The 21,740-nt window shown below is 35.3% G+C and carries 21 protein-coding genes and 1 pseudogene; 13 read left to right on the plus strand and 9 right to left on the minus strand.

The features are described from left to right. The first annotated feature begins 109 nt into the window (after positions 1-109). Positions 110-595 (plus strand): WBM0748 family T4SS-associated protein, encoded by a 486-nt coding sequence (locus OPR50_RS00865; RefSeq protein ID WP_265024126.1) that lies wholly within the window; start codon positions 110-112, stop codon positions 593-595. Here the strand turns inward: OPR50_RS00865 and OPR50_RS00870 are convergent. Continuing rightward, positions 592-933 carry an SH3 domain-containing protein gene (locus OPR50_RS00870; protein WP_010082091.1) on the minus strand — a complete coding sequence of 114 codons (342 nt, stop codon included), beginning with the start codon at positions 931-933 and terminating at the stop codon, positions 592-594. The two genes, OPR50_RS00865 and OPR50_RS00870, sit on opposite strands and share 4 nt — an antisense overlap. A gap of 220 nt (positions 934-1,153) precedes the next feature. Between OPR50_RS00870 and OPR50_RS00875 the strand changes: the two genes are divergently transcribed. Continuing rightward, positions 1,154-2,518, plus strand: coding sequence for a pyruvate dehydrogenase complex dihydrolipoamide acetyltransferase (locus tag OPR50_RS00875; RefSeq protein WP_265024312.1), 1,365 nt, complete (start codon positions 1,154-1,156; stop codon positions 2,516-2,518). Positions 2,519-2,587: 69 nt separating this feature from the next. Continuing rightward, positions 2,588-3,412, plus strand: a complete 825-nt coding sequence (locus OPR50_RS00880) for a hypothetical protein (protein ID WP_007550761.1) — start codon at positions 2,588-2,590, stop codon at positions 3,410-3,412. 45 nt (positions 3,413-3,457) lie between these two features. Here OPR50_RS00880 and OPR50_RS00885 read toward each other — a convergent pair whose 3' ends face one another. The 3 genes from OPR50_RS00885 to ndk all read right to left on the minus strand — a co-directional run bounded on the left by OPR50_RS00885 (position 3,458) and on the right by ndk (position 6,632). After that, the gene (locus tag OPR50_RS00885) at positions 3,458-4,678 is read right to left on the minus strand and encodes a KAP family P-loop NTPase fold protein (RefSeq protein ID WP_155969219.1); all 1,221 of its coding nucleotides are present in this window, start codon (positions 4,676-4,678) and stop codon (positions 3,458-3,460) included. Between the two features lie 3 nt (positions 4,679-4,681). Next, positions 4,682-5,281 (minus strand): recombination mediator RecR, encoded by a 600-nt coding sequence (gene recR, locus OPR50_RS00890; protein WP_425383625.1) that lies wholly within the window; start codon positions 5,279-5,281, stop codon positions 4,682-4,684. A 931-nt stretch (positions 5,282-6,212) separates the two neighbouring features. Next, complete coding sequence (ndk, locus tag OPR50_RS00895) at positions 6,213-6,632, minus strand: nucleoside-diphosphate kinase (RefSeq protein WP_182309846.1); 420 nt, start codon at positions 6,630-6,632, stop codon at positions 6,213-6,215. Positions 6,633-6,745: 113 nt separating this feature from the next. On the opposite strand from ndk, the gene OPR50_RS00900 reads away from it, so the two are divergent. The 3 genes from OPR50_RS00900 (at position 6,746) to OPR50_RS00910 (ending at position 9,359) form a co-directional block, all read left to right on the plus strand. Then, positions 6,746-7,543, plus strand: a complete 798-nt coding sequence (locus OPR50_RS00900) for a hypothetical protein (RefSeq protein ID WP_264339722.1) — start codon at positions 6,746-6,748, stop codon at positions 7,541-7,543. Then, positions 7,544-8,491 (plus strand): ferrochelatase, encoded by a 948-nt coding sequence (hemH, locus tag OPR50_RS00905; protein WP_007548918.1) that lies wholly within the window; start codon positions 7,544-7,546, stop codon positions 8,489-8,491. 70 nt (positions 8,492-8,561) lie between these two features. Beyond that, complete coding sequence (locus OPR50_RS00910) at positions 8,562-9,359, plus strand: hypothetical protein (protein ID WP_006280195.1); 798 nt, start codon at positions 8,562-8,564, stop codon at positions 9,357-9,359. A gap of 3 nt (positions 9,360-9,362) precedes the next feature. On the opposite strand, the gene gshA is transcribed toward OPR50_RS00910, so the two are convergent. Beyond that, positions 9,363-10,523 (minus strand): glutamate--cysteine ligase, encoded by a 1,161-nt coding sequence (gene gshA / locus OPR50_RS00915; RefSeq protein WP_264339719.1) that lies wholly within the window; start codon positions 10,521-10,523, stop codon positions 9,363-9,365. Between the two features lie 115 nt (positions 10,524-10,638). Between gshA and hslV the strand changes: the two genes are divergently transcribed. Both hslV and hslU read left to right on the plus strand, forming a co-directional pair. Then, positions 10,639-11,193, plus strand: a complete 555-nt coding sequence (gene hslV / locus OPR50_RS00920) for an ATP-dependent protease subunit HslV (protein WP_182309841.1) — start codon at positions 10,639-10,641, stop codon at positions 11,191-11,193. A 1-nt stretch (position 11,194) separates the two neighbouring features. Next, positions 11,195-12,685, plus strand: coding sequence for an ATP-dependent protease ATPase subunit HslU (gene hslU / locus OPR50_RS00925; RefSeq protein ID WP_264339718.1), 1,491 nt, complete (start codon positions 11,195-11,197; stop codon positions 12,683-12,685). A gap of 68 nt (positions 12,686-12,753) precedes the next feature. Here hslU and OPR50_RS00930 read toward each other — a convergent pair whose 3' ends face one another. Next, positions 12,754-13,695: an FKBP-type peptidyl-prolyl cis-trans isomerase gene (locus OPR50_RS00930; protein ID WP_010963087.1), complete on the minus strand. Its 942-nt coding sequence runs from the start codon at positions 13,693-13,695 to the stop codon at positions 12,754-12,756. Continuing rightward, a complete protein-coding gene (locus OPR50_RS08715; RefSeq protein WP_010082029.1) occupies positions 13,688-14,695 on the minus strand; it encodes a polyprenyl synthetase family protein in 1,008 nt (335 codons plus the stop codon). The genes OPR50_RS00930 and OPR50_RS08715 overlap by 8 nt, the downstream gene beginning before the upstream one ends. A 145-nt stretch (positions 14,696-14,840) precedes the next feature. Here OPR50_RS08715 and acpP point away from each other — a divergent pair, with 145 nt between their 5' ends. Beyond that, positions 14,841-15,101, plus strand: a complete 261-nt coding sequence (acpP, locus tag OPR50_RS00940) for an acyl carrier protein (protein ID WP_006279836.1) — start codon at positions 14,841-14,843, stop codon at positions 15,099-15,101. A 13-nt stretch (positions 15,102-15,114) separates the two neighbouring features. Next, entirely contained in the window at positions 15,115-16,386 is a 1,272-nt protein-coding gene (gene fabF / locus OPR50_RS00945) for a beta-ketoacyl-ACP synthase II (RefSeq protein ID WP_010082030.1), read from the plus strand. 169 nt (positions 16,387-16,555) lie between these two features. Here the strand turns inward: fabF and OPR50_RS00950 are convergent, their stop codons facing one another. Further along, entirely contained in the window at positions 16,556-16,780 is a 225-nt protein-coding gene (locus tag OPR50_RS00950; RefSeq protein WP_265024127.1) for a hypothetical protein, read from the minus strand. Between OPR50_RS00950 and OPR50_RS00955 the strand changes: the two are divergent. The 3 genes and pseudogenes from OPR50_RS00955 (at position 16,689) to thyX (ending at position 19,759) form a co-directional block, all read left to right on the plus strand. Continuing rightward, positions 16,689-17,462 (plus strand): annotated as a pseudogene (locus tag OPR50_RS00955) (lysostaphin resistance A-like protein). The gene OPR50_RS00950 and the pseudogene OPR50_RS00955 overlap by 92 nt on opposite strands. Positions 17,463-17,617: 155 nt before the next feature. Next, complete coding sequence (murA, locus tag OPR50_RS00960; RefSeq protein WP_006279833.1) at positions 17,618-18,895, plus strand: UDP-N-acetylglucosamine 1-carboxyvinyltransferase; 1,278 nt, start codon at positions 17,618-17,620, stop codon at positions 18,893-18,895. A 9-nt stretch (positions 18,896-18,904) separates the two neighbouring features. Next, on the plus strand, positions 18,905-19,759 hold the full coding sequence (gene thyX, locus OPR50_RS00965) for an FAD-dependent thymidylate synthase (RefSeq protein ID WP_015589436.1): 855 nt from the start codon (positions 18,905-18,907) through the stop codon (positions 19,757-19,759). 72 nt (positions 19,760-19,831) lie between these two features. On the opposite strand, the gene OPR50_RS00970 is transcribed toward thyX, so the two are convergent. Beyond that, positions 19,832-21,670, minus strand: a complete 1,839-nt coding sequence (locus tag OPR50_RS00970) for a hypothetical protein (RefSeq protein WP_265024128.1) — start codon at positions 21,668-21,670, stop codon at positions 19,832-19,834. Between the last annotated feature and the right edge of the window lie 70 nt (positions 21,671-21,740).

Below are 21,740 nucleotides of genomic sequence, written 5' to 3' on the forward strand. Positions count from 1 at the left end.
TCTGGAAATGATGCTCTTGTTTTAATAATTAATTAAAGTAAAGCATGTAGTAAATGGTGTAATTGCTGTATCTTAACAAAAAGGTATAACGAATGTAGGAGGGTGCTTTATGTCTCTAAAGAATAAAATTTCTGAGTTAATAGAACAACAATTTAGCATTAAATACCATGACAATTATTTGGCTTACACTATACATAATTGGGCTGCAAGCGAAATATCTGATTCTATTACTTTTTGCATAATTGGTTGTGGAAATTGCAAGATTGGATATCAAGATGTTGCAAAGTCATTCAACATAACAAAAGAAGAAATTGACCAAGGTAATATTGCAAGCATAGAAAGTAAAATAAAAAGTGAAGCTGAAAAATCAGGTAGCGAGTTTTCTGAGTTGATTTCTAGAGTGGATCAATCGCTAAGAGAACAAAGTGAAAAGTCTATTGTACAAATTTTAGATTCATCCGCTGAGGAGATGTTAAGGAGTTTCTGTGATAGCCCTGTACAGTCTCCAGAGCCTCAAGAACCCTCTGCTTCATCTGAAGAGCATGCTACAGAAGGCCCAGAAACTAGTGTTAATTCAGATCTTTTGTCAACCTAATCAACCCCATATATATGTTTTTTTTGTACCCATGCTTTGCGTTTTGGGGTGGAAAGAAAGCACCATTCTTCGTTGCATTTTTCTATCTTCATCACAACAAACTTGTCTATTTTCATAGTAATCTTGCTGTCTACACTCTGTTTTTGATATCCATAAGTATCTTCTTTTACAATCGCGTAGCGCTTATCACTAAGAAGATTGCCTTTTATCCATCCGCAGTCTTCATCTATATCGCAGACCTTTTTCCAACTCTCAAACTCTTCTATCACTTTCAGGGGCAGATTTTTGCAAGTGTATATCCATTTTACAGGATAGTGAAACCCTGGCCCCGTTCTCATGTTGATCTTATTTGATTTGGTTGAAACAAAGTTGTTAGCAAACAAGCTATGGCTAAATAATAAAAACAATAGGATAATAGTACTGAACCAAGATCCCAGTGTCACGCACTGGGATAACGTGAGGGATAGTGTAACAGACTTATTCATCATAATTCACGATTAGGTTGACATAAGATAAAGAGTAAATTAAAAATTGAATAGATCTTTAAATGCAAAATCAATGCCTATAGAAATATTAATGCCTGCTCTTTCACCAACAATAAGCAAAGCTGGAGGAAAAATTGTAAAGTGGCATAAAAAAGAACAAGACAAAGTTGAAGTAGGCGACGTAATTGCTGAGATAGAGACTGATAAAGCCATAATGGAGTTTGAATCTATAGATGAAGGAGTTTTAGCAAAAATTTTAGTAACAGAAGGAACAAGTGGCGTGCCTGTAAATCAACCAATAGCTTTAATGCTGGAAGAAGGAGAAGATGAAAGTGCACTTAACAACTATACTTCAACTTCCATCAATAGTGCAGTTAAAAAGGAAGTGACAAAAAGTGCTGTTGATAATCAAAAATCAGAACACCAAGATTTAAACGGAAAGCCAATAAGTCATTCTTCGGTGTCATTCCAGCGCGTGACGCTGGAATCCAACCCCTCAATGTCATCCCAGTGCTTGACACTGGGATCTAGAAAAGAAGAATGGATCCCAGCGTCAGCTACTCAGATGACAGAGGGTTATGCAGAAGGTAGAACAAAAATAAGCCCATTAGCTAAGAAAATAGCTCAAAATGAAGGGGTTAATGTGCAGCAATTAAAAGGTACAGGACCATATGGTCGCATAATTAAGGCTGATGTGTTGGAGTTTTTAGGCAGTGGTATACATACTGAAAGTCCTGAGAAAGATACCATAGTTGAAGTAAGCAACATGCGCCAAGTGATAGCACAGCGCCTGACTGAATCAAAACAGAATGTTCCACATTTTTATTTAACTGTAGACTGCCAGGTTGATAAGTTAATATCGTTAAAAAACGAGATTAACTCAGCAGATGAAAACAATAAAGTAACAATTAATGATCTAATCATAAAAGCTGCAGCTTTCAGCATGAAAAAATTTCCTGATATAAATTCTTCGTGGATAGATAATAAAATACTGAGATATTCAAATATAGATATTTCAATCGCTGTGGCACTTGAAGATGGGCTAATTACTCCTATAGTAAAAAATGCTGATAAAAAGGGTATTTTATCTATATCAAAAGAAGTGAAAGATTTAGTAAGCAGAGCAAGATCTGGAAAATTGAGACCTGAAGAGTTTCAAGGAGGAGGGTTTACTATCTCCAACTTAGGGATGTTTGGTATAAAAGCCTTCAGTGCTATAATCAATCCGCCGCAATCTTGCATTATGGCAGTTGGTGCATCTAAAAAACAACCAATTGTTATGAATGAGAAAATAGAAATAGCAGAAATAATGACAGTAACGCTCTCTGTTGACCATAGAGCAGTTGATGGGGCACTCGGAGCAAAGTTTTTAAATGCCTTTAAGCATTATATAGAGAATCCTCTGGTGATGCTTATTGAAACTGCGGTAATCTATTAGCATTGTTATTACAAAATTAATACCTCTAAGTTTATACTTTTATTAGTTAATAGGTTTAGAGGTAAAAAAATGAATACTACAGTAGAAAAAAATAATCCAAAAATTTTTCCTCAAAATGAAGGAAAGATTAACTCAAAAGGCATGGTTGCCCCACCTGTTCCTCCGAAATCTTCCCAAGCTAAATTTGCTGGAATAAAAGCAATTTTTGAGCGAAATGTACCTCATTCTCAAGCAAATGATAGTAATAAAACAGTGAGTAGCAATCTTGGAAGAACATTTGGCCCAACAATGCAAAAACTCATGGAAGACAACATTCATAGCACTCCTAACAAACAACGCCGCAATTCAGGGGATAGTGGTATCAGTGATATTAGTAGCAGCACTTCTGATGATGAGGATAGAACAATAAAAGATAAAATGATGGAAAATGTTAAGCAGGATAACCATCAAAAAAGCTTTGATTTACATAAAGTACAAGCAACTGATGAATTAGAAACCGTAAAATTTCTCAAAACGCTAAGCAAGAAAGAAAGAGAAAAACTTGGTTTTTCTCCTAAACAGCAAAATAACCAAAAGGTTGAGACTAGCAAAAAAACTTATAATCCACTTGATTGGAATCCAATCTATCAAGGTAAAAAGCTCTTTAGCTTAGGCAATATGTCGAGTAATTCGTCTTCATGTAGTGAAAAAAGCAATATTTCAGATGTAAGCGATAAGTCTAATAATTCAAACATTGTTAGATGTAATATTACTAGGAGTAACAGTAAGGAAGACCTTCGTAAACCTGATGCTTCACATAATGACAAATCTGCAGGTAAAAAATTATCTAATGTCAATGTAAGCGAATTAATCAGAAAGTTTGAACAAGGTAATGACATAGTAAAAGGGCGTTAATCAAATGTTACCCTATCTTTGTATATGTGAAGGTAGGGTATCTTTTCAAAATAGTATATCCTTTATAGCTTTGTTAATTTTTGACTCCCTCTCTGCAAAAGCAGTTTCTAGAGAGGTTTTAAGTTTTTCCCATTCTTCTTGACCATTTAGAACTAAAGATTTATATTCATTTTCAATTTTTTCCAAGGATCTTTGACATGAGGAATCTAGTTCCTCATATATATCAATATTTATTGATTGCAGTATTACCAAAAATGCAAACAAATTCGGATCAGGTAATTCTTCTCTTGTGTGATTCAGAAGACACAGCTTTATTTTTTTTACGCAGTATTCTATTGTTTTTAACGATAGTGATAGGCTTTCTGCATAAAATATAAAACTATCTACAATCAAATTTTTTGACTTTTTCGGTAATTTAATATTTTCAAATAGTTCTTTTGTAAATTTTTCTATCGGTTGTTTTGGCAAATGTAAAGAGAGATCAGTAAAAGATTTTAGGTCAAAATTTGGTCCAAGTATTGTGCTGATTGCTCTTTGTACATTACTCTTATCTTTACTTACAGAAATAATGAAAACCAGCCCCTCCACATCAAGCATATACTTTATAGATTCCAAAAAATCGACAACGAATTTAGGACGGCACACATCAAGATTATCCACCATTATATAAATGTTTTTGTCTTTTCTGATTTTATTAACCACATCCGCTAACTGTATTTTGAAATCTCTAGTACTCTCTTTTCTTCTTTGGAGAAGACTTAATTCACTCAAGACAAAACCTATGTCTTTTTTATCAGCCTCTTTTGCAGCATCAAGAAATACTGAAAGCATAGCAAGTGGAGATTTACTGATCAGCTTTCCTAGTGTGTTTAGAGAAAATAGCTCTTGGTTTATGTTCTTGAACTGTTGTATAACGCTTCTTTTTACTTCATACGATGCAAATAAATCTTCAAATAGAAAATTTAAAAAAGAAGGAAGTGGTTGGTCCAATGCATTGATATCCCATGCACTATAATAAGCTACAATTTCATTTTGCTGTTTTAACTCTTTTACCCATTCTTTCAAAAAAAACGTCTTGCCCCATCCATCATATCCTTCTAAAGATATTATTGTAAAAGACTGATCAATTGTTTTAATTATAGTGTTGAATTTACCTGAAAATTGCTTATAGTTTAGGCGGTCATTTTCCCAAGCCACCACTTTAAGTGGTGGCACTATTTTTTTCTTTTTGAATGTTATTAGCGATATAAGTTTTTTTAAGCACATGTCTTATTTTATATTTAACTCATATTCTTGTCTTGAAGTAAGTGCTATCCTCAGCGTTCCTTCATCAAGGTAGTCAATTTCTCCGCCCATTGGTATGCCGCAAGCAAGGCGTGATATTTTCACATCCAAATTTTTTAGCAATTCAATTATATATTGTGCAGTAACTTGGCCCTCTAATGTCGGATTAATTGCGATAATTATCTCTTCAATTTTAGACTCTGTCACTTTTTTCAGAATAGTGTCAAGGTTGAGTTCTTTTGGACCTATGCCATTTATTGCAGACAATCTGCCACCCAAAACATGGTATAAACCTGAATATATATTTCCTTTTTCAAACGCCCATAGATCACCTAATTCTTCTACTACACACAGTAACTTAGTGTCACGTTTTGGGTTAGTACAAATAGAACAAGGTGACTTAGTATCTAGATTTCCGCAAACTTCACACTCTATTATAAGATCTGCTAGCTCTTTAATCAAAGATGCAAGTGGTAGCATAACTTTTTCTTTGTTTTGGAGTAAATGTATAACTAACCTGCGTGATGATGATGGCCCTAAACTTGGCAATTTAGAGAAAGCATGAACTAGATTTTTTATGTTAATGTTCATCCAATAAATTCAGAATAGGTAGTCAAATGGTAACATCAAACCCTTTGTAAAGAAAGTGGTAAGTTTCTCTTGATCCACTTTGATTAGCTATAGAAAAAATTTTTTACTCTAACGCAAAAAATTACTTCCGCACACTTAAAGCCTGATTATAATAGACTTCTTGCATAACCCAAACTAAGTAGAAAAAGGTATCATCCGAGTAGCTCTCCTTTGTCATCCTAGTGCCTCCTTTTTTGTCATCCCAGTGCCCAGACACTGGGATCCAGGAATTTTATTAAGTTTGTAAGCATACTGGGTTGATAAGTATAAAAGTAGCTAGAAAATAAACATTTTTGATGAGATTATATGGAAAACTGGATGCCAGTGTCAAGCACTGGCATGACACCCTTCACGGACTTTTAAATTACTTTAGCTATAAATATTAAGAAATTTACCAAATGAAAAAAAAGGCAAAAGAAGCCCTGGGGTTATTATCCGCTTTAAAATATTGGCGTTTTTTATGTTTTAAACGCTTGACAAGCGAGATTCAGCCGCTTTTAATTGCAACTAACTTACGCTGCAAATGTTTAAGAAATTTACTAAGCAGAAAAAAAGACAAAGAATCCCCGAGTTAGCTAGTCTTTTACTATCTCTGTCGAGTATTGGCATTTTTTGATGTCTTGTAACGCTTTATAAGCGCGTTCAGCTTATTTAGATAAAAACCTAGATGTAGATGAAGTTTTGTAAAGACATACAGTATCTATATACTGCAAAAAATTGAACATAAGACGCCGATACATTAAGTAATCCTTACCTTTTAATCTGCAGATTGGCGAAAGCAAATACAATAGCTTCAGTTTCATGATAAGGGGGCTGGCGGAGGGTGTCAAGCAAGTTTTTTCGTTTCTATGTTGTCAGCTACTTGGATGACGCCAATCTGAGTTAACTACACCAACTCACATTCAGCAAAAAAGAAAGCTATCTCCTTACGAGCATTTTCTAGACTATCCGAGCCGTGGACTCTATTTTCACTAATATCATCAGCAAAATCACCCCTGATTGTGCCTTTATCTGCCTGCTTTGGATTGGTAGCTCCCATGATTTGTCTGTATTTACTTACTGCATTTTCACCAACTAAAACTTGAACTACCACAGAACCAGAGGTCATAAACTCTACTAATTCCCCAAAAAAAGGCCTATCTTTATGAATTTCATAAAACAGCTCTGCTTGTTTTTTTGTTAGTAACATCATTTTTTGTGCTGTGATTTTCAGCCCAGATTGTTCGATGTAGGAATTTATATTGCCTGTAATATTATTTTTTACTGCATCAGGTTTTAAGATTGAAAGTGTCTTCTCAATTGCCATATTATTTCCTTATATAGAATAGTACATTTATAGATTTATTTTATTACAAATTTTAATTTCATAGAAGTGATTTTTTATCTATAATTAAGGACAAATCATCAAGGAGGTATTGTATGGGTGAATGTTGTAAAAATAACACTACTAAACAAGCTGAATCTACTACTAAAAAATTAGTAAGTAACTTTAAGTCATCACTTTTTTGTGGAACAAAAGGATTTTTAACTTTTAATTTGGCCTTTTTAAGCTTTTTGGAATATAGCTTACATCATAATACAGAATTAAAAAAAGGTGCTGCTTTTGCAATGAAAAGAAACACTATTCCATTTCTTGAAATGACAATCATAGCACCGCTTGTTTGTTTTGCACTGCCAGCTATGCTAGGCAGTATGAGCCTCATGCAATGCGCACTTTTATGTGCTTCCTTAATGATTGCCACATGTTTTATTGTCAGAACTTTTCATCTGCGTGAGAAGTTAATGGAAAAAATCACTAACCATAGTAGAAAAGAAATAGACGCGGAATTTAAGAAAGATACTATAAAATTTCCTATCTTTGATCAAAATAGAAAACACACCGAGTATAATTCGCCTAACTCAGGGCGACTACTGGATGAAACAAGTAGCACCTCTCTTTTCGTTAAAGTTTTACTTTTTCCCCTCAAGGTTCTTCTGAATGTCCTGCAAAGTTGTATAATGCTATCTTTAGCTGCTGTTGAACTTCTTGAAACGGTACCAAGTCTTTTTGTCGATACATTTTTCGATTGGAACTTCACATCCACCAAGAGTAACCTGAAGAGATCAGGCCACTTATTGTATGCCAGTGTAAGAAATTTAGTGCCTATAACTAAATTTGATGAGTGTGTAGCTAATTTTATAGGCACCCCAGAAGTAACTTGTTGTAGTAGTGCGTAGGTGAAAAAGGCAGTTATCTTATTTAATCTTGGCGGGCCTGATTCACTAAATGCGGTCCGTCCTTTTTTATTCAACCTTTTTTATGACAGGAGAATAATCAATCTACCGAATCCCTTTCGGTTTCTTTTAGCAAAGTTTATATCTGCGAAACGAGAAAATACTGCACGAAAAATATACGAGGAAATTGGAGGTAAATCGCCAATTCTAGAGAATACAAAAATGCAAGCTAATGCTTTAGAACTAAAATTAAACGAAAATAGAAACCATGTACACAAGGTATTCATCTGCATGCGCTATTGGCGTCCATTTGCTGACGAAGTTATTGAAAGTGTAAAACAGTTTGATCCTGACGAAGTAATTCTGCTGCCACTGTATCCACAATATTCAACTACCACAACTCTGTCATCCATCGAGAATTGGCAAAAAAATGCTAAACGGTATGGCCTAAAATGCAATACAAAAATGATTCACCGTTATTATGATAACCAAGATTTTATTGAAGCTCACACTAATCTGATAGCTAAGTACTATAAATTGGCTAGAAAAATCGGTAAACCAAGAGTCCTATTTTCAGCCCATAGCTTACCTCTTAGTATCATTAAAAAGGGAGACCCTTACGCTTCACAGGTAGAAAGAAGCGTAGAGTTAATAGTAGAAAAGTTAGCTATCAATAACTTAGATTGGTCAATATGTTATCAGAGTAAGATTGGTCCTGTAAAATGGCTAGAGCCAAGCACTGAAAGTGAGCTATTACGCGCAAAAGCTGATGGTGTACCTGTAGTTCTATCACCTATATCTTTTGTTTCTGAGCATTCAGAAACTCTAGTTGAACTTGATATAGAATATAAAGCAATTATCAAGGATGGATATTACTTTCGTGTGCCAACTCTCAGTACCGATCCCTTGTTTATAAAATGCCTGGCCGATTTGTGCATAAATCTCCCTTAAAGTCCTGATTCATAGGGCTTTTCTTTTAGGATTTTATGTGATAGAATAACAGGAAGTTATTAACTATTTCATGCCAAACAAGCTAAAAAAGAAATCTAACATACTCGCACAAAGGGTGCATGATATTTATGATCATGATTTCAGGAAGGTAATCTGCATCACAACAGGTTTAACAGCCCTATTGTGTAAGATTTCACTGCAATTTTGCTGCGAGTTCATTGACAATAATAGATCCAATATCTTTCTTATACGGAATGTTGCTCGACTAGTAAAGTTTCCGACATCTATTCTATACATTGCCCATTCTGCATTTACTCTACAGGATCTAATTAAGGATTACAGAAACCCTGAGAGTAAAAAAGAGCTGGCAAAAATTGTGGGTAAATCGGCTAATCTTGCAAGCAGCACCATAGAAGCGCTAATGATGTTGAAAATCATCCATTTTTGCACTGGAAGCAATACAGACATAATAAGTTATATTAACTTAACCTCAACGATCCTATTTTTGTTCATTTCAGAACCTATAAGCTATTATTATACATGCAAGGAATATCTGGATAATAAGGATCCTGAAAAGTCTGCTGAGTGTAAGAAGGACCTTATTATTAGCACATTAACTTTGTCGTTAGGTTTATTAAACTTCATATTAAGAAGGATAGAGACTCCAACTATACCAATAAACTTAGGTAATGGTATAATCTATAATTTCAACTTAAGCGTAACAGTCAGCATAATATATAGTGCAGTATTTCTTGCAGTTCAGCTTGACAAATTGTTTCAACAACCTGTCAATGATGATCCTTCCACTGAACTTGATGATGTTCATAATATAAACGGTCATTCTAATGACAGCACTGTAGAGGTATAAGAATTAGGGATGAAAAGATTTTATTTCTACTGCCAACGCTAGTACTGCTAATTTGCTAACAATACTCCAAAGTGATAGAATTTTACCTTCTACAACCTGGCTAACATCATGAAACTCACAGTCAGTGGCATTCAAGCTAGAATATACATCTTTTCTGCTATTACATCGGTATAAGTAACATGTTGGAGTATCTCCTATATAGTATATTAGCGGTTCTGCAGAACTGCTTTTAAACATGTCAATGGTTGGTACACCTTCTTGTATAATAACGCTATTGATTGCTATTCCTTCTTTTATCTTTTTCATTTTATGACGCTTTTTTTTATTGAGGTTTAATATTTCCTCTCCACTTGTTGCTGTTATAATGCCCATCCCATATGTGCCATTGCTTGCTTTGATAAAAACGTAAGGTTGTGTTTTTATTTCATATTCCTCATATTTTTTTTGCACTAGAGATAATATTTGGTCAACTTTAGTTGCTACTGCTCCTAGTGACAAATCATCATCAAAATCAACTCCATCACAGCTCTCTGTAAGCACAGAAATTAGCCATGGGTCTATTTTAAATTTGCCACAAAACTCAGATGCTAATTCTTGATAGATTTCAAAATACTTAAATTTCTGCCTGCTATGCCAACCGTATAGTGGGCTTGGTACTATATCTTGCTTTACGTCTTTCAGCGTGTCTGGAATGTGGCTCGTCATATCACGGTTCAGTATAATAACATCAGGCACAAATCCTGAAGTTGTCTTTAGCAGAGAGTTTTCTTTCACAACAGTTTCATACTGTTCTATTAAATTGTATACTTCATTATATAAAAGGCCAATTCTAGTCTCAAAACCTGCGAGTTGTAGTATTTTCTCTATAACAAATACGTTTTCTATATACATTTTATTGCGTGTATAATTTTCCGGTATTATAAGAACCTTTTTGTATTGATGTCTTTTAAAATAGCTTTTTATCAATCTTGCTGCCATCGTTCTTGATTCTTCACTTAAGTTATTGAACCCCGCAGGAAATAAATTAGCGTCTACTGGAACGATTTTATAGCCAGAGTTTCTAAGATCTATAGAGCTATAAAATGGCAATGTAAGGCCGTTAAATTTTGCTCCGAACCAATTATTTATACTTTTTTCCAAATCTGGGTGAATTATGTTTTGCATCTACACTTTAAATGTTATAAGGAAGGTATTATATTATAAGCTATAATTAAACATATTTAGCAAATTTGACTAAAGATTAAAGTATAATGAGATTCTTATTTAAAGTGATAGAAAAATGATTCAACACGACAACAGTAAAATGTATGGCACTACTATATTATCAATTAGAAAGGGTGAAAGCGTAGTGGTAATAGGTGACGGACAAGTTTCACTGGGCCACACTGTTATAAAATCCGGAGCAAAAAAAGTTAGGCGTCTTTCTGGTGATTCTGTAATTGCCGGTTTTGCTGGAGCAACAGCCGATGCATTTACTCTCTTTGAAAGACTAGAATCTAAACTTGACAAGCACCCAGGGCAATTAATGAGGGCATGTGTTGAACTTGCAAAAGACTGGAGAATGGATAAATATCTAAGAAAATTAGAGGCTATGATGATTGTTGCAGATAAATCTATTTCATTAGTAATTACGGGAACAGGTGATGTTCTTGAACCTGAAGATGGAATTGCAGCTATTGGCTCTGGGGGAAATTTTGCTCTATCTGCAGCAAGAGCTTTAATTGACATTAAAGGAATATCAATAGAGGAAATTGCGAAAAAGGCTATGAAGATAGCTGCTGATATATGTGTTTATACAAATCATAATATAATTATTGAAAAAATAGAGGAGTGATATGTCTTCTGAACAAAAAACTTTGTGCACCAATTTTTCCAATCAGCCTATAACCCTTTCAGAAGGGCGGTCTTGTAGTAGTGACACCTACGATGAAAAAGATAACCTCTATAAAGATACTAAGAGTGGTTTTGATTCAAATGACAGCGATGTTCAAGTTAATGACAGCACTCAAGTTTTGTTAGATGACCTGCCACCACAGAAGATAGTTAAAGAATTGGACAGATTCATAATCGGACAGGATGATGCAAAGCGTGCTGTTGCTATTGCGCTCAGAAATCGTTGGCGTCGCAATCAGGTTCCATTTCCATTGCGTGATGAAATCATACCTAAGAATATATTGATGATCGGTCATACAGGGGTTGGTAAAACTGAAATAGCTCGTCGCTTAGCAAAACTTGCCGGTGCACCGTTCATAAAAATTGAGGCAACGAAGTTTACTGAAATAGGGTACGTTGGACGTGACGTTGATTCGATAATACGCGATTTAGTTGATGCAGCAATAGTTTTAGTTAAAGAGAAAGCCCGTAAAGCCTTAGCTAAAAAGGCTTTAATTTTAGCTGAGAAAACAATAGTAAACTCTATGGTAGGCGAAAATGCAACCGAAGAGAGTAAAAAAATTTTTAGAGAAAGGTTGAGGAATAAAGAGTTTGAGGACGGAGAAGTTTCTATTAACGTCAGAGAGAGCAAGAGTATGTTACCTACTTTCGATATACCAGGCATGCCAGGTGGGCAAGTTGGTGTGATGAATGTAACAGAAATAATGGGCAAGATGTTTAACGGGAGCAAAAAAACAAAAACTATTACGGTGAAGGTAAAAGAAGCGCGTGAAATATTAATTAATGAAGAAAGTGAAAGGCTAATGGATGAAGATAAGATAATCAAAGAAGCCATTGATCTTGTTAGTAATGACGGTATAGTATTTTTGGATGAAATAGACAAAATTGCAGCGCGTACAGAAGTAAAAGGTGAAGTAAACAGAGAAGGAGTGCAACGCGATCTGTTACCATTACTTGAAGGAACAACTGTTACAACTAAGTATGGCCATGTAAAAACAGACTATATATTATTTATTGCATCTGGTGCTTTTCATCAGTCTAAACCATCTGACCTCTTACCGGAATTGCAGGGCAGATTACCGATCAGGGTAGAACTTAAGGCACTTACTCAAGAGGATTTAATAAGAATATTAAAGGAACCAGAATCTAGTTTGTTAAAGCAGTACATAGCTTTAATGAAAACAGAAAATGTGACACTTGAGTTCACTGATGATGGTATAAAAACCATAGCTGAAATAGCGTTTACAGTTAATAGGCAAGTGGAAAATATAGGCGCAAGAAGGCTTCACACTGTCATGGAGAAGCTTTTAGATGAAATAAGTTTCATTGCTTCTGAGAAAAATAGCGAAAAATTCATTATAGACAGCAAGTATGTAAAAGATAAACTTGAGTCAATTTCGAAGCAGCTTGATTTATCTAAGTTTATACTTTAGGAAAAACGAAAAGCCTACTTTAAGTAGTATAGAGAGTGTTCAGAAGATTAGCCAGTAGACCTAAAATTTCAGCTATATTCTTTAGGCTGTTTTTCAACAGTAGAATGGTGTGCTGCGACCTCTTGCTTAACATCTAAGCTTAAGTCAATTATTGAGATATTTTCTTCATCATAATCTATGTCTTTTATTAACATATCGTCAGTAATAGTCAAAAGGTCAGGCGGAGAAAGAATAGTTCTTTTATTACCAGCTCTCATTCCCACAACTCCAAGCTCTATAGCAAGTGGTATTTTTTTATCGCCAACCCTAAATTGCACTGTTTGATCTTTGACTATATATTCCCCATTATGCTCCTTTACGCTATATTTAACCGATATCTCATCACCGCACCTTACTTGTTTTCCAGTCTTGTTAATTAAGTCATTAAAAACCATCAGATTATTTACTGAGTCGGGATATTTATCCTTTACTTCGATCAGTTTGACGTAATAAGAATTAAAATTCATTTTGTTCTCATTGGCAATAGTAACTACACGCTCTCCGCCTTCTTTCATACCTATTACCCCTAAACTCACTTCTTTTAGGTCATCTTGACCTATTTTCAAAGTAACATCAGAAACTTTGCTAGGGAGTGTTGCTGAGTTATTATTAGAAATTTTATATATTTGCAATAGGACTTCCAGGCCACAAAAAGCCTTGCTGCCACTGCCTTCAGTAATTTCATAAAAATTTATTGAATCTTCTTCCTTTTGCTGCGTTATTTCTTCTAAATATTCTGTCAGCCCATGCTTTTCAATATAGCGGTCAAGTGCTGATTCAAGTATTGGCTTCACTAGGTAATGTGCTATCGTCTGTATCAAACCACCATGCGTGGCATTTATCTCATAAAGCTTGTCCTTTTTTTCCGGTTTACCTTTGTTTATATAGACAATAGTAAACACAAAAGCAGAAGTTAAAGTGAGAATCATTACTACGGAAATAAGCATTTGTAATATAATTTTTCTAACCATCTTTCTTTACTTGATTCAATAAATCATATAAATAATTAGTATCCCCTGAAAGCGCACTCAAATTATCCAAGCCTTGTTTAAAGAGGCCGTCTATATAGTCCTCTACTTCACTTTTACCAAGCACAGACATAAGATTATTTGTTTTATCTTGTTCGTAGTCTTCAATATCATCCTTAGCTTGAAAGATAAGCCCTAGATTTATTCCATAGTTATATAACGCTTTACGTTGCTTGTCTGTAGCACCCCCGATTATAGCACCTATTTCACATGAAGCTGCAAATAGTTTTGCGGTTTTCATCAAATGAATTTCTTTTATTTTATCAGCTTGGCCCGACGTCATTCCAGCGTCATACATACAGCCGTACGAATGTTGTAGTTTTAAGGTAGAAAGGGTGTCATGCAAGTAGCTGACACTGGAATCCATTTCATGTTCAGCTCCACTATCGCATGGCTTTTTGCACGAAATGCTTGTAGGCAAAGCCTTCTGGATCCCAGTGTCAGCTACTTGAATGACAGAGGGTTGGGGGCTAAAATCTATATGCTCACTGTTAATATCTAAAGCCTGTCCTCCCACCATTCCCCTAATTCCTATTGCCTGAGAAAGAACTTTTATGATCTCACAGCGTTTCTCATTTAACGAAGATAATACCTCAAAAGCCAGAGTAAGTAGTGCATCTCCGGCAAGCACTGCTGTTGCTTCATCAAATTTTTTATGGCAGCTTAGCTGGCTTCTGCGAGTATCACTGTTGTCCATGCACGGTAAATCATCGTGAATTAGAGAGTAAGCATGAACAAATTCAATTGCTGCAGCAACTGATATTACTTTTTTAGCTTCCGCGTTAAACACTCGCGATGAAGCTACGACTAAAAAGGAGCGTATATGTTTTGCAGGAGCAAGGAGTATATAACGCATAGCTGATATAAGCTTATTCTCGCTATTTTCGGGTAAGAGTTTATTTACTTCTACAATAAGCAAATTTTTTGTTGTTTCGTCTAGCATTTTTGAATTGTTAATTGTTTAGCACGTAACGCTAGCTAGCTAGGGCAGTAGAAAACTTTACTGTAGTTTACCAGTTATAAAAGATATTGCAAACATAAAAATTTTTTATAACATCAAAGAATAGGTTATTTTTTTGGTAAGAAATGTGAATAGCGAACTAGCAAAGAGCACTAGAGAAGACATAGAAGAAAAAGTGAAAAAGATTATACTAGAGCATATTAGTAAGGATGTAGAGAAATTCAACAGCTCTTCAAAGCTTTCGGAGCATGGTACAGACAGCTTAGATGCAGTTGAAATCATCATGGCAGCAGAAGAAGAGTTTGGAATAGAAATTCCAGATGAAGACGCACAAAAAATGGAAACTATGGAGCAAATAGTTGAGTACATTAATAATAAAAAAGGCTAATAGTTAGTGTTAAATGAGCAGAAGAGTAGTAGTCACTGGTGTTGGTTTAATCACTCCACTAGCGGCAGATGTTGACAACACTTGGTCAAGGCTAATAAAAAGTGAGTCTGGCATAAAAGCAATCAATACGGATAGATTTGACTCTTCTGATCTTGCTTGCAAAATTGCAGGGCAGGTGCCGTTGCAATCAGACAACATTGAGCACCATTTCAATCCACTAGATTATATTTCTGAGAAAGACTCAAAAAGGACAGATCGTTTTATCCATTACGGTATTGCAGCAGCTATTCAGGCAGTAGATGATTCATTAATTTTGGAAAGCCAAAATATCAATCGGGAACGTGTTGGTGTGACTATTGGCTCTGGTATAGGTGGTCTTCCGTCAATTCAGGAAAATGTTATTACCATGCAGGAAAAAGGGCCCAGACGTGTCAGTCCATTTTTTGTCCCTGCAAGTCTAATAAATTTGATATCTGGCCATATTTCTATTAAATACGAATTTACAGGTCCAAACGATTCAGCAGTAACCGCATGTGCAACAGGTGCGCATGCAATCATAAACTCAGCAAGAACTATAAAACTTGGTGAAGCGGATGTTATGATTGCAGGTGGAGCAGAAAGTGCACTGTGTAGAGTTGGAATTGCAGGTTTTGCATCTATGAAGGCGTTATCAACTAAATTTAACGATAAACCGGAAGAAGCTTCAAGGCCATGGGATGAAGAACGCGATGGTTTTGTTATGGGTGAAGGAGCAGGTATATTGGTGCTGGAGGAATACGAACATGCGAAAAAAAGGGGGGCAAAAATACATGCTGAACTGGTTGGGTACGGACTCACAGGAGATGCGCACCACATTACAGCACCACATCCAGAAGGAAGAGGCGCATTTAAGGCAATGCAGCTTGCTTTAAAGAGCGCACAAATTAATCCCAATCAAGTAGGGTATATCAATGCACATGGAACTTCAACGCCACTTGGAGATAAAATTGAAGTAATAGCAATGAAACAGTTATTCGGTGACTACGTTTATAAAATACCTGTTTCTTCAACTAAATCTTCTATAGGACATTTACTTGGTGCTGCAGGGAGCGTTGAAGCAATATTCAGTATTCTTGCGTTAAATAATGGAATTATTCCGCCAACCTTAAATTTACACAAGCCTTCAGAAGGATGTGATTTAAATTTTGTACCGTTTAAAGCTCAGGAGCATAAAATTCAATATGCACTTTCTAATTCGTTTGGTTTTGGTGGCACTAATGCATCGCTCATATTTGGACAAGTTTAGTTGATGTTACCCCAGTGTCTTCCTCTTGTCATTCCAGTACCCTCCTCTTGTCATGCAAGCAGCTCTCCTACTGTCATCCCAGCACGTGACACTGGGATGACAAACGGTTGTGAAAGGGAATACATATAAAAATTAAACTATCAATAGCAATTCAAAAAGAAAAAATATTCTATTCATCCCTGAAGAAGTATTTTATTGACAATTTATGAATAAAGATCAATAATGCAGAAAAGGAATTGATGGGCGTATGCATGAATTTAACCACTATTAATTGTACATTATTTTTTGTAATTACATATTTTTTGACGTGCATTATAGCTTGGTGCTTACCTTTCAAAGACATAACATTATTAACAACATTTGTTCCGGCTTCAGTTGCAATTTTGCTAACCATTTATAATAAACAGAAGGTAAGGGATCTTTTTAAACTTAGTTCGCCAAAAAACTGTCTATGAGGGTTTATACTTATTCTGGTAAGTATGCTAATTTCCAATGGTCTTTTGTCAATTTACTGCGGTTTTTCATTTTTCCGAGAGTCTTTTACGTTAGACCGTGTAAAGGATTTGAGTGCAGTTTTGAGTCCATTAGTGATGTTATTTGTTTTATTATCAACCTTTGTGATGTGGATCATTATGTCTCTTGGTGAAGAGATCGGTTGGCGTGGCTATCTTTTGAAAAATCTTAAAAGCAAAATATCAAATTTTTATATCAGAGCAATTATTGTCGGTATTATTTGGTCAGTATGGCACATACCAACTTATGTGGTTGCTGGCTCAGCTTTGTGGAAGGATGGCTTTACATTCCCGACTATTTGTGCTTATACCCTTTATATTTGTGCAATGTCTATAATGTTTACCTGGTTGTTTGAAAAAGACAACTCGATTTGGCCAGTAACTATTGCTCATGCAACAAATAATCTTGTGTATAGTGTTTTGAGCATTCTAATGCCGTCTCCTCCTCTGTCAACTTTCGATGCAGTAATTCGCCTTACATTAGGAGCAGCTGGTTATTTCATTGTTGCAATTGGTGTTATTTGGTTTGATAAAGCTCGAGAGCGTCATTTGAGTAATTCATAGTATAAAATTTCGGGGGCAATTCGCATCAGGTGTCATGCAGGTAGCATGACACTGGGATGATGAGGAAGAAAAAGCAAATTTTGCCTTTTACGGTCAATCTATTATACTTAGTAAGACTTCAATAAACTAATGAATTATACTTTATATCTAATTAAATGCACAAGATATTAATAAGAAATAACTACAAACCTTTGGTCGGAAAAATCAAGATTAATGGCTCAAAAAATGCTGTTTTACCAATAATGGCAGCAAGTCTATTAAGTAGCTCCCCGGTAATTTTGCATAATGTACCTGATTTAATTGATGTGCATCTAATGTCTAAGTTGCTTGAAAGTCTTGGAGCAGAAGTGAACTTTATGCACAATAAAAATTATAAAGCGAACCATACTTTGAAAATTGACTGCAGCAATATCAACAATCACGTGATGCCATATAAAACCGCAAGTAAGCTAAGAACTTCTTTTCTAATATTGGGTCCAATGCTTAGCAGATTTGGCAAAGCGAGAACAGCATTTCCTGGTGGATGCAACATTGGAAAGCGTCCCGTTGATATGCATATTAAAGCATTAGAAGAAATGGGAGCTAAAATTGAAATTGACGGCTATAATATAATTGCAACAGTGAAAGGAAAGCTACAAGGAAAAGAAATCACATTTGAGAAAATAAGTGTTGGCGCAACAGAAAATGTAATAATGGCAGCAACATTTGCAGAAGGAGTGACAACAATAAACAATGCTGCAACTGAGCCGGAAGTTCTTGATTTAATAGATTTTCTGAAGAAAATGGGTGCTGATATTGAAATTGATAATACAAAGGTCATAATAACAGGAGTTGAAGCACTAAATGGATGTGTTCATAAAATAATACCAGATCGCATAGAAGCAGGCACCTATGCACTAGCTGCTATAATAACCGGTGGTAAGTTGGAGTTGGAAGGAATAAATCTATCTGATATAAGGTGTATTACAAATGAGTTGGAGACTATAGGAGCTATGGTTGAACTGTATGATGGAGGCATTGTTATTTCCAGAAAAAATGGCTCTATTAAGTCTGCTAACGTTGCGACAGATCCATATCCCAATTTTCCCAGTGATATGCAACCACAACTGATGTCTGCAATGTGCATCGCTGATGGGATATCAGTAATTGAAGAGAACATTTTTGAAAACAGATTTACACATGCAGATGAATTGAGAAAGTTAGGTGCTAATATCAGCATCGAGAAAAGCAAAGCTACTATAAGTGGAATAAAAAGCTTATCTGGAGCTAATCTATATGCTACTGACTTAAGATCAACAGCAGCTTTGGTGCTTGCTTCTTTGGTAGCCGGTGGAGAAACTATAATAAACAATTCACATCATTTATGGAGAGGATATGAAGCAATGCATGAAAAACTCAATTCATGTGGAGCTGATATCTCCATTTCGTCTTGAGGATATTTTATGAATGAAGCAACCAAACGAACTATAGTAAAAGAAATAGATGCAATCTTATATGAAGAACATAAGGTATTAGACCATGGATTTATTCGAGTAGTGGATTATATGGGCTCTGATAGCGCTATAGTTCAAGCTGCTCGTGTTTCTTATGGCAAGGGAACAAAACAGATAAGTCAGGATGAAGCACTTATAAAGTATTTAATGAGACATCATCATACAACTCCATTTGAAATGTGTGAAATTAAGTTTCACGTGAAACTTCCAATTTTTGTTGCAAGGCAATGGATAAGGCATAGAACTGCAAATGTGAATGAATATTCAGCAAGGTATTCAATACTTGATAATGAATTTTATACACCTAAACCAGAACAAGTTGCAAAACAATCTGACAATAATAAACAAGGTAGCGGGGAAGCTTTTGATCCAGATACCTCAAAGGAAATAATAGATTCTCTAACAAATGACTCTAATTTAGTATATTCTCATTATGAAAAATTTATTGAGCAGGGGCTTGCAAGAGAAATTGCCAGAACTAACCTAATGCTTAATTACTACACGCAATTTTATTGGAAAATAGATCTGCATAATCTCCTTCATTTTTTGAAGCTTAGAGCTGATAAGCATGCCCAATATGAAATCAGAGTTTATGCAGAAGTTATGCTGGATATAATAAAAAAATGGGTTCCACTGGCCTACAATGCCTTTGTTGAATATTGCCTAGAATCAGCCTGTATTTCAAGAACTGGTCTAGAAATAATTCGCAAATTAATTAAAGGGGAAAACGTTACTAGAGAAGAAAGTAATATTGGTAAAAGAGAATGGGGCGAGCTGATGTCTATACTTGATAAACAATCTTAAAGATAAAGGCATACGTGTCAATCTCCTCTGTCAGTTAACTCTCGTTCACCAGATTGAATCTTGCTTTTTACATCACATTAACTCATCACTTTTATAGAACATCTCATTAAAATCATTTAGAGTTCCGAAATCCTGACCCTTGATAAACAGGTGATCATTAGCAACATGTGCTTCATCAAGAGTAAACAGCTCGTAATGATGATTGTGAGCGGGCCTAACAATTTCATTATATAAAACCATTACTTGTTCGTAGTTATATCCATCGCCAGCATGATATTTACCACGTACGGTATCATAAAAATTCTTTACATCATCATATGTCACTTGCAGCTCCACCTTATACTTTCCCACTTCAAGAGGACTTCCTGTCTTTATTTTTAAGGGATGTTGTGAATTTGCAACACTGTTAGAAGTTTCTGCTTCAATATCAGAATTTTTATCCATATTTTCTATCACACTTGCCATAACAGTTTCTTGTTCATCTTCTATTGGTTTTGTTTGTTTTTCAGTCTTATTACTGCTACTGTCAGTTTCCACAGTTACTTTTTTTACTTCTATATCTTTTTGAGCTTTCTCATTACTTTGCTTGTGTATTTCATCTCCATGCAATTTTTCCTGCAGAGCTTTTTTCGTATCAGCATAATCATCACGATTGCTTTGCAAAGCTGGTTTATAACTGCTGCTATCATCCGCTTGCATTTGATCTATATAGTTAGATTCTTCTTCCTGTATAGTATTTTTTGCGTTATCCTCACCAACCGTTCCTTTCTCCCCAGACTTGGCTTCACTCTCTACCACAACTTCTTCGTCTACTTGCTCATCATCAATTGTAAATTCAGTACCTATCTGATTGCTATCTTCCTCCAATTCATTAGATAATTTTTCAGATAGCTGGTCACCACTCAAATATGGTTCCTTTGAATATTTAGCATAATTATGGGGATCGGTTCTGTTTTCTGAATAAAACCCACTTTCAAAGTCTGAGTAGGAGCTTTGATTGAGCACAAAAAATAAGTTTTCATAATTAACCAGCATATCACTATCAGGGCTAACAAAATTTAAATATTCATCGCCTTCCCATTCTGGGTGGTGTCTATACTCTGCTATGTAGTATTTACTAGAGTCGAGAGGTATCTTGTCACCTTCTTCCCCATCAAGTTGTAAAACTACTGCTGAATGCCCATTACCTAAATCATTACCTTTTACCACTTTGAATATTTTAATCTCATCCTTTTCTACAAGTTCTTTTAACTCCTCGTTCTTTTCATTTAACTCTTCCTCCCTTTGTCTTTCTGCTTCTCTCTCTCTTGCCAATCTTTCTGCTTCTCTCTCTCTTGCCAATCTTTCTGCTTCTCTCTCTCTTGCCAATCTTTCTGCTTCTTCATCAGCTTTCTTCTGCAGTTGTGAGAATACATTTTGTAATATATCTTGTGTGGTTAAGCTATTTGTGTTGCTTAAAAAATTATCTAACACATTTGATGCAATTGGTGACAATTCACCGTGATCATCAAATACTTTTTCCTTTGCTTTATCATAGTGATTTGGGTTATAGATTGCATACAGAGGATAAAAACCATAATCTGCAATTGACGCTCCGTCAGGTGATAGTTCCATTGAGAATCCATAGTAATTAAGTGGAAGATTGGAGGTTAAATATTTACCGTTATCATCCCTAACGTGTAGCTCACTTCTACCATTGTGCTCACTATATTTGTTGTAGTAGATATAAAAATTCTCATGGTTAAGATTGAAGTGATCATCTAGATTATCGAATTGAATTGTACTGCCAAGCTTCTCGCGCAAAAGATTTTTGCTTTCATCTGTAAGCTTTATATGTGCAGAAAAGTAGTATCGATCTATAGGTTCGCCTTTTTCTATTTCAAAGTTCAAAGTAATCTTGTCGTTGACCATTGGTAGCCTCCACAAATTCTATAAATCATTTTATTTATCAATCATACGGTCTGTACTATGAAAAATGTGT

It is taken from the genome of Wolbachia endosymbiont (group A) of Epagoge grotiana, assembly GCF_947251775.1.
In the GTDB taxonomy this organism is placed as follows: Bacteria; Pseudomonadota; Alphaproteobacteria; order Rickettsiales; family Anaplasmataceae; genus Wolbachia; species Wolbachia pipientis.

Excerpts from the sequence above, each read along its gene's own strand:
- OPR50_RS00950 (WP_265024127.1), bottom strand. The coding sequence starts at position 16,780 with ATGGTTAGCAAAATTGCAACTGAAGCCGGAACAAATGTTGTTAATAAT.
- OPR50_RS00910 (WP_006280195.1), top strand. The coding sequence starts at position 8,562 with ATGCCAAACAAGCTAAAAAAGAAATCTAACATACTCGCACAAAGGGTG.
- fabF (WP_010082030.1), top strand. The coding sequence starts at position 15,115 with ATGAGCAGAAGAGTAGTAGTCACTGGTGTTGGTTTAATCACTCCACTA.
- OPR50_RS00875 (WP_265024312.1), top strand. The coding sequence starts at position 1,154 with ATGCCTATAGAAATATTAATGCCTGCTCTTTCACCAACAATAAGCAAA.
- gshA (WP_264339719.1), bottom strand. The coding sequence starts at position 10,523 with ATGCAAAACATAATTCACCCAGATTTGGAAAAAAGTATAAATAATTGG.
- OPR50_RS00880 (WP_007550761.1), top strand. The coding sequence starts at position 2,588 with ATGAATACTACAGTAGAAAAAAATAATCCAAAAATTTTTCCTCAAAAT.
- murA (WP_006279833.1), top strand. The coding sequence starts at position 17,618 with ATGCACAAGATATTAATAAGAAATAACTACAAACCTTTGGTCGGAAAA.
- OPR50_RS08715 (WP_010082029.1), bottom strand. The coding sequence starts at position 14,695 with ATGCTAGACGAAACAACAAAAAATTTGCTTATTGTAGAAGTAAATAAA.
- OPR50_RS00865 (WP_265024126.1), top strand. The coding sequence starts at position 110 with ATGTCTCTAAAGAATAAAATTTCTGAGTTAATAGAACAACAATTTAGC.
- OPR50_RS00900 (WP_264339722.1), top strand. The coding sequence starts at position 6,746 with ATGGGTGAATGTTGTAAAAATAACACTACTAAACAAGCTGAATCTACT.
- thyX (WP_015589436.1), top strand. The coding sequence starts at position 18,905 with ATGAATGAAGCAACCAAACGAACTATAGTAAAAGAAATAGATGCAATC.
- ndk (WP_182309846.1), bottom strand. The coding sequence starts at position 6,632 with ATGGCAATTGAGAAGACACTTTCAATCTTAAAACCTGATGCAGTAAAA.
- OPR50_RS00970 (WP_265024128.1), bottom strand. The coding sequence starts at position 21,670 with ATGGTCAACGACAAGATTACTTTGAACTTTGAAATAGAAAAAGGCGAA.
- hslV (WP_182309841.1), top strand. The coding sequence starts at position 10,639 with ATGATTCAACACGACAACAGTAAAATGTATGGCACTACTATATTATCA.
- hslU (WP_264339718.1), top strand. The coding sequence starts at position 11,195 with ATGTCTTCTGAACAAAAAACTTTGTGCACCAATTTTTCCAATCAGCCT.
- OPR50_RS00930 (WP_010963087.1), bottom strand. The coding sequence starts at position 13,695 with ATGGTTAGAAAAATTATATTACAAATGCTTATTTCCGTAGTAATGATT.
- OPR50_RS00885 (WP_155969219.1), bottom strand. The coding sequence starts at position 4,678 with ATGTGCTTAAAAAAACTTATATCGCTAATAACATTCAAAAAGAAAAAA.
- OPR50_RS00870 (WP_010082091.1), bottom strand. The coding sequence starts at position 933 with ATGAGAACGGGGCCAGGGTTTCACTATCCTGTAAAATGGATATACACT.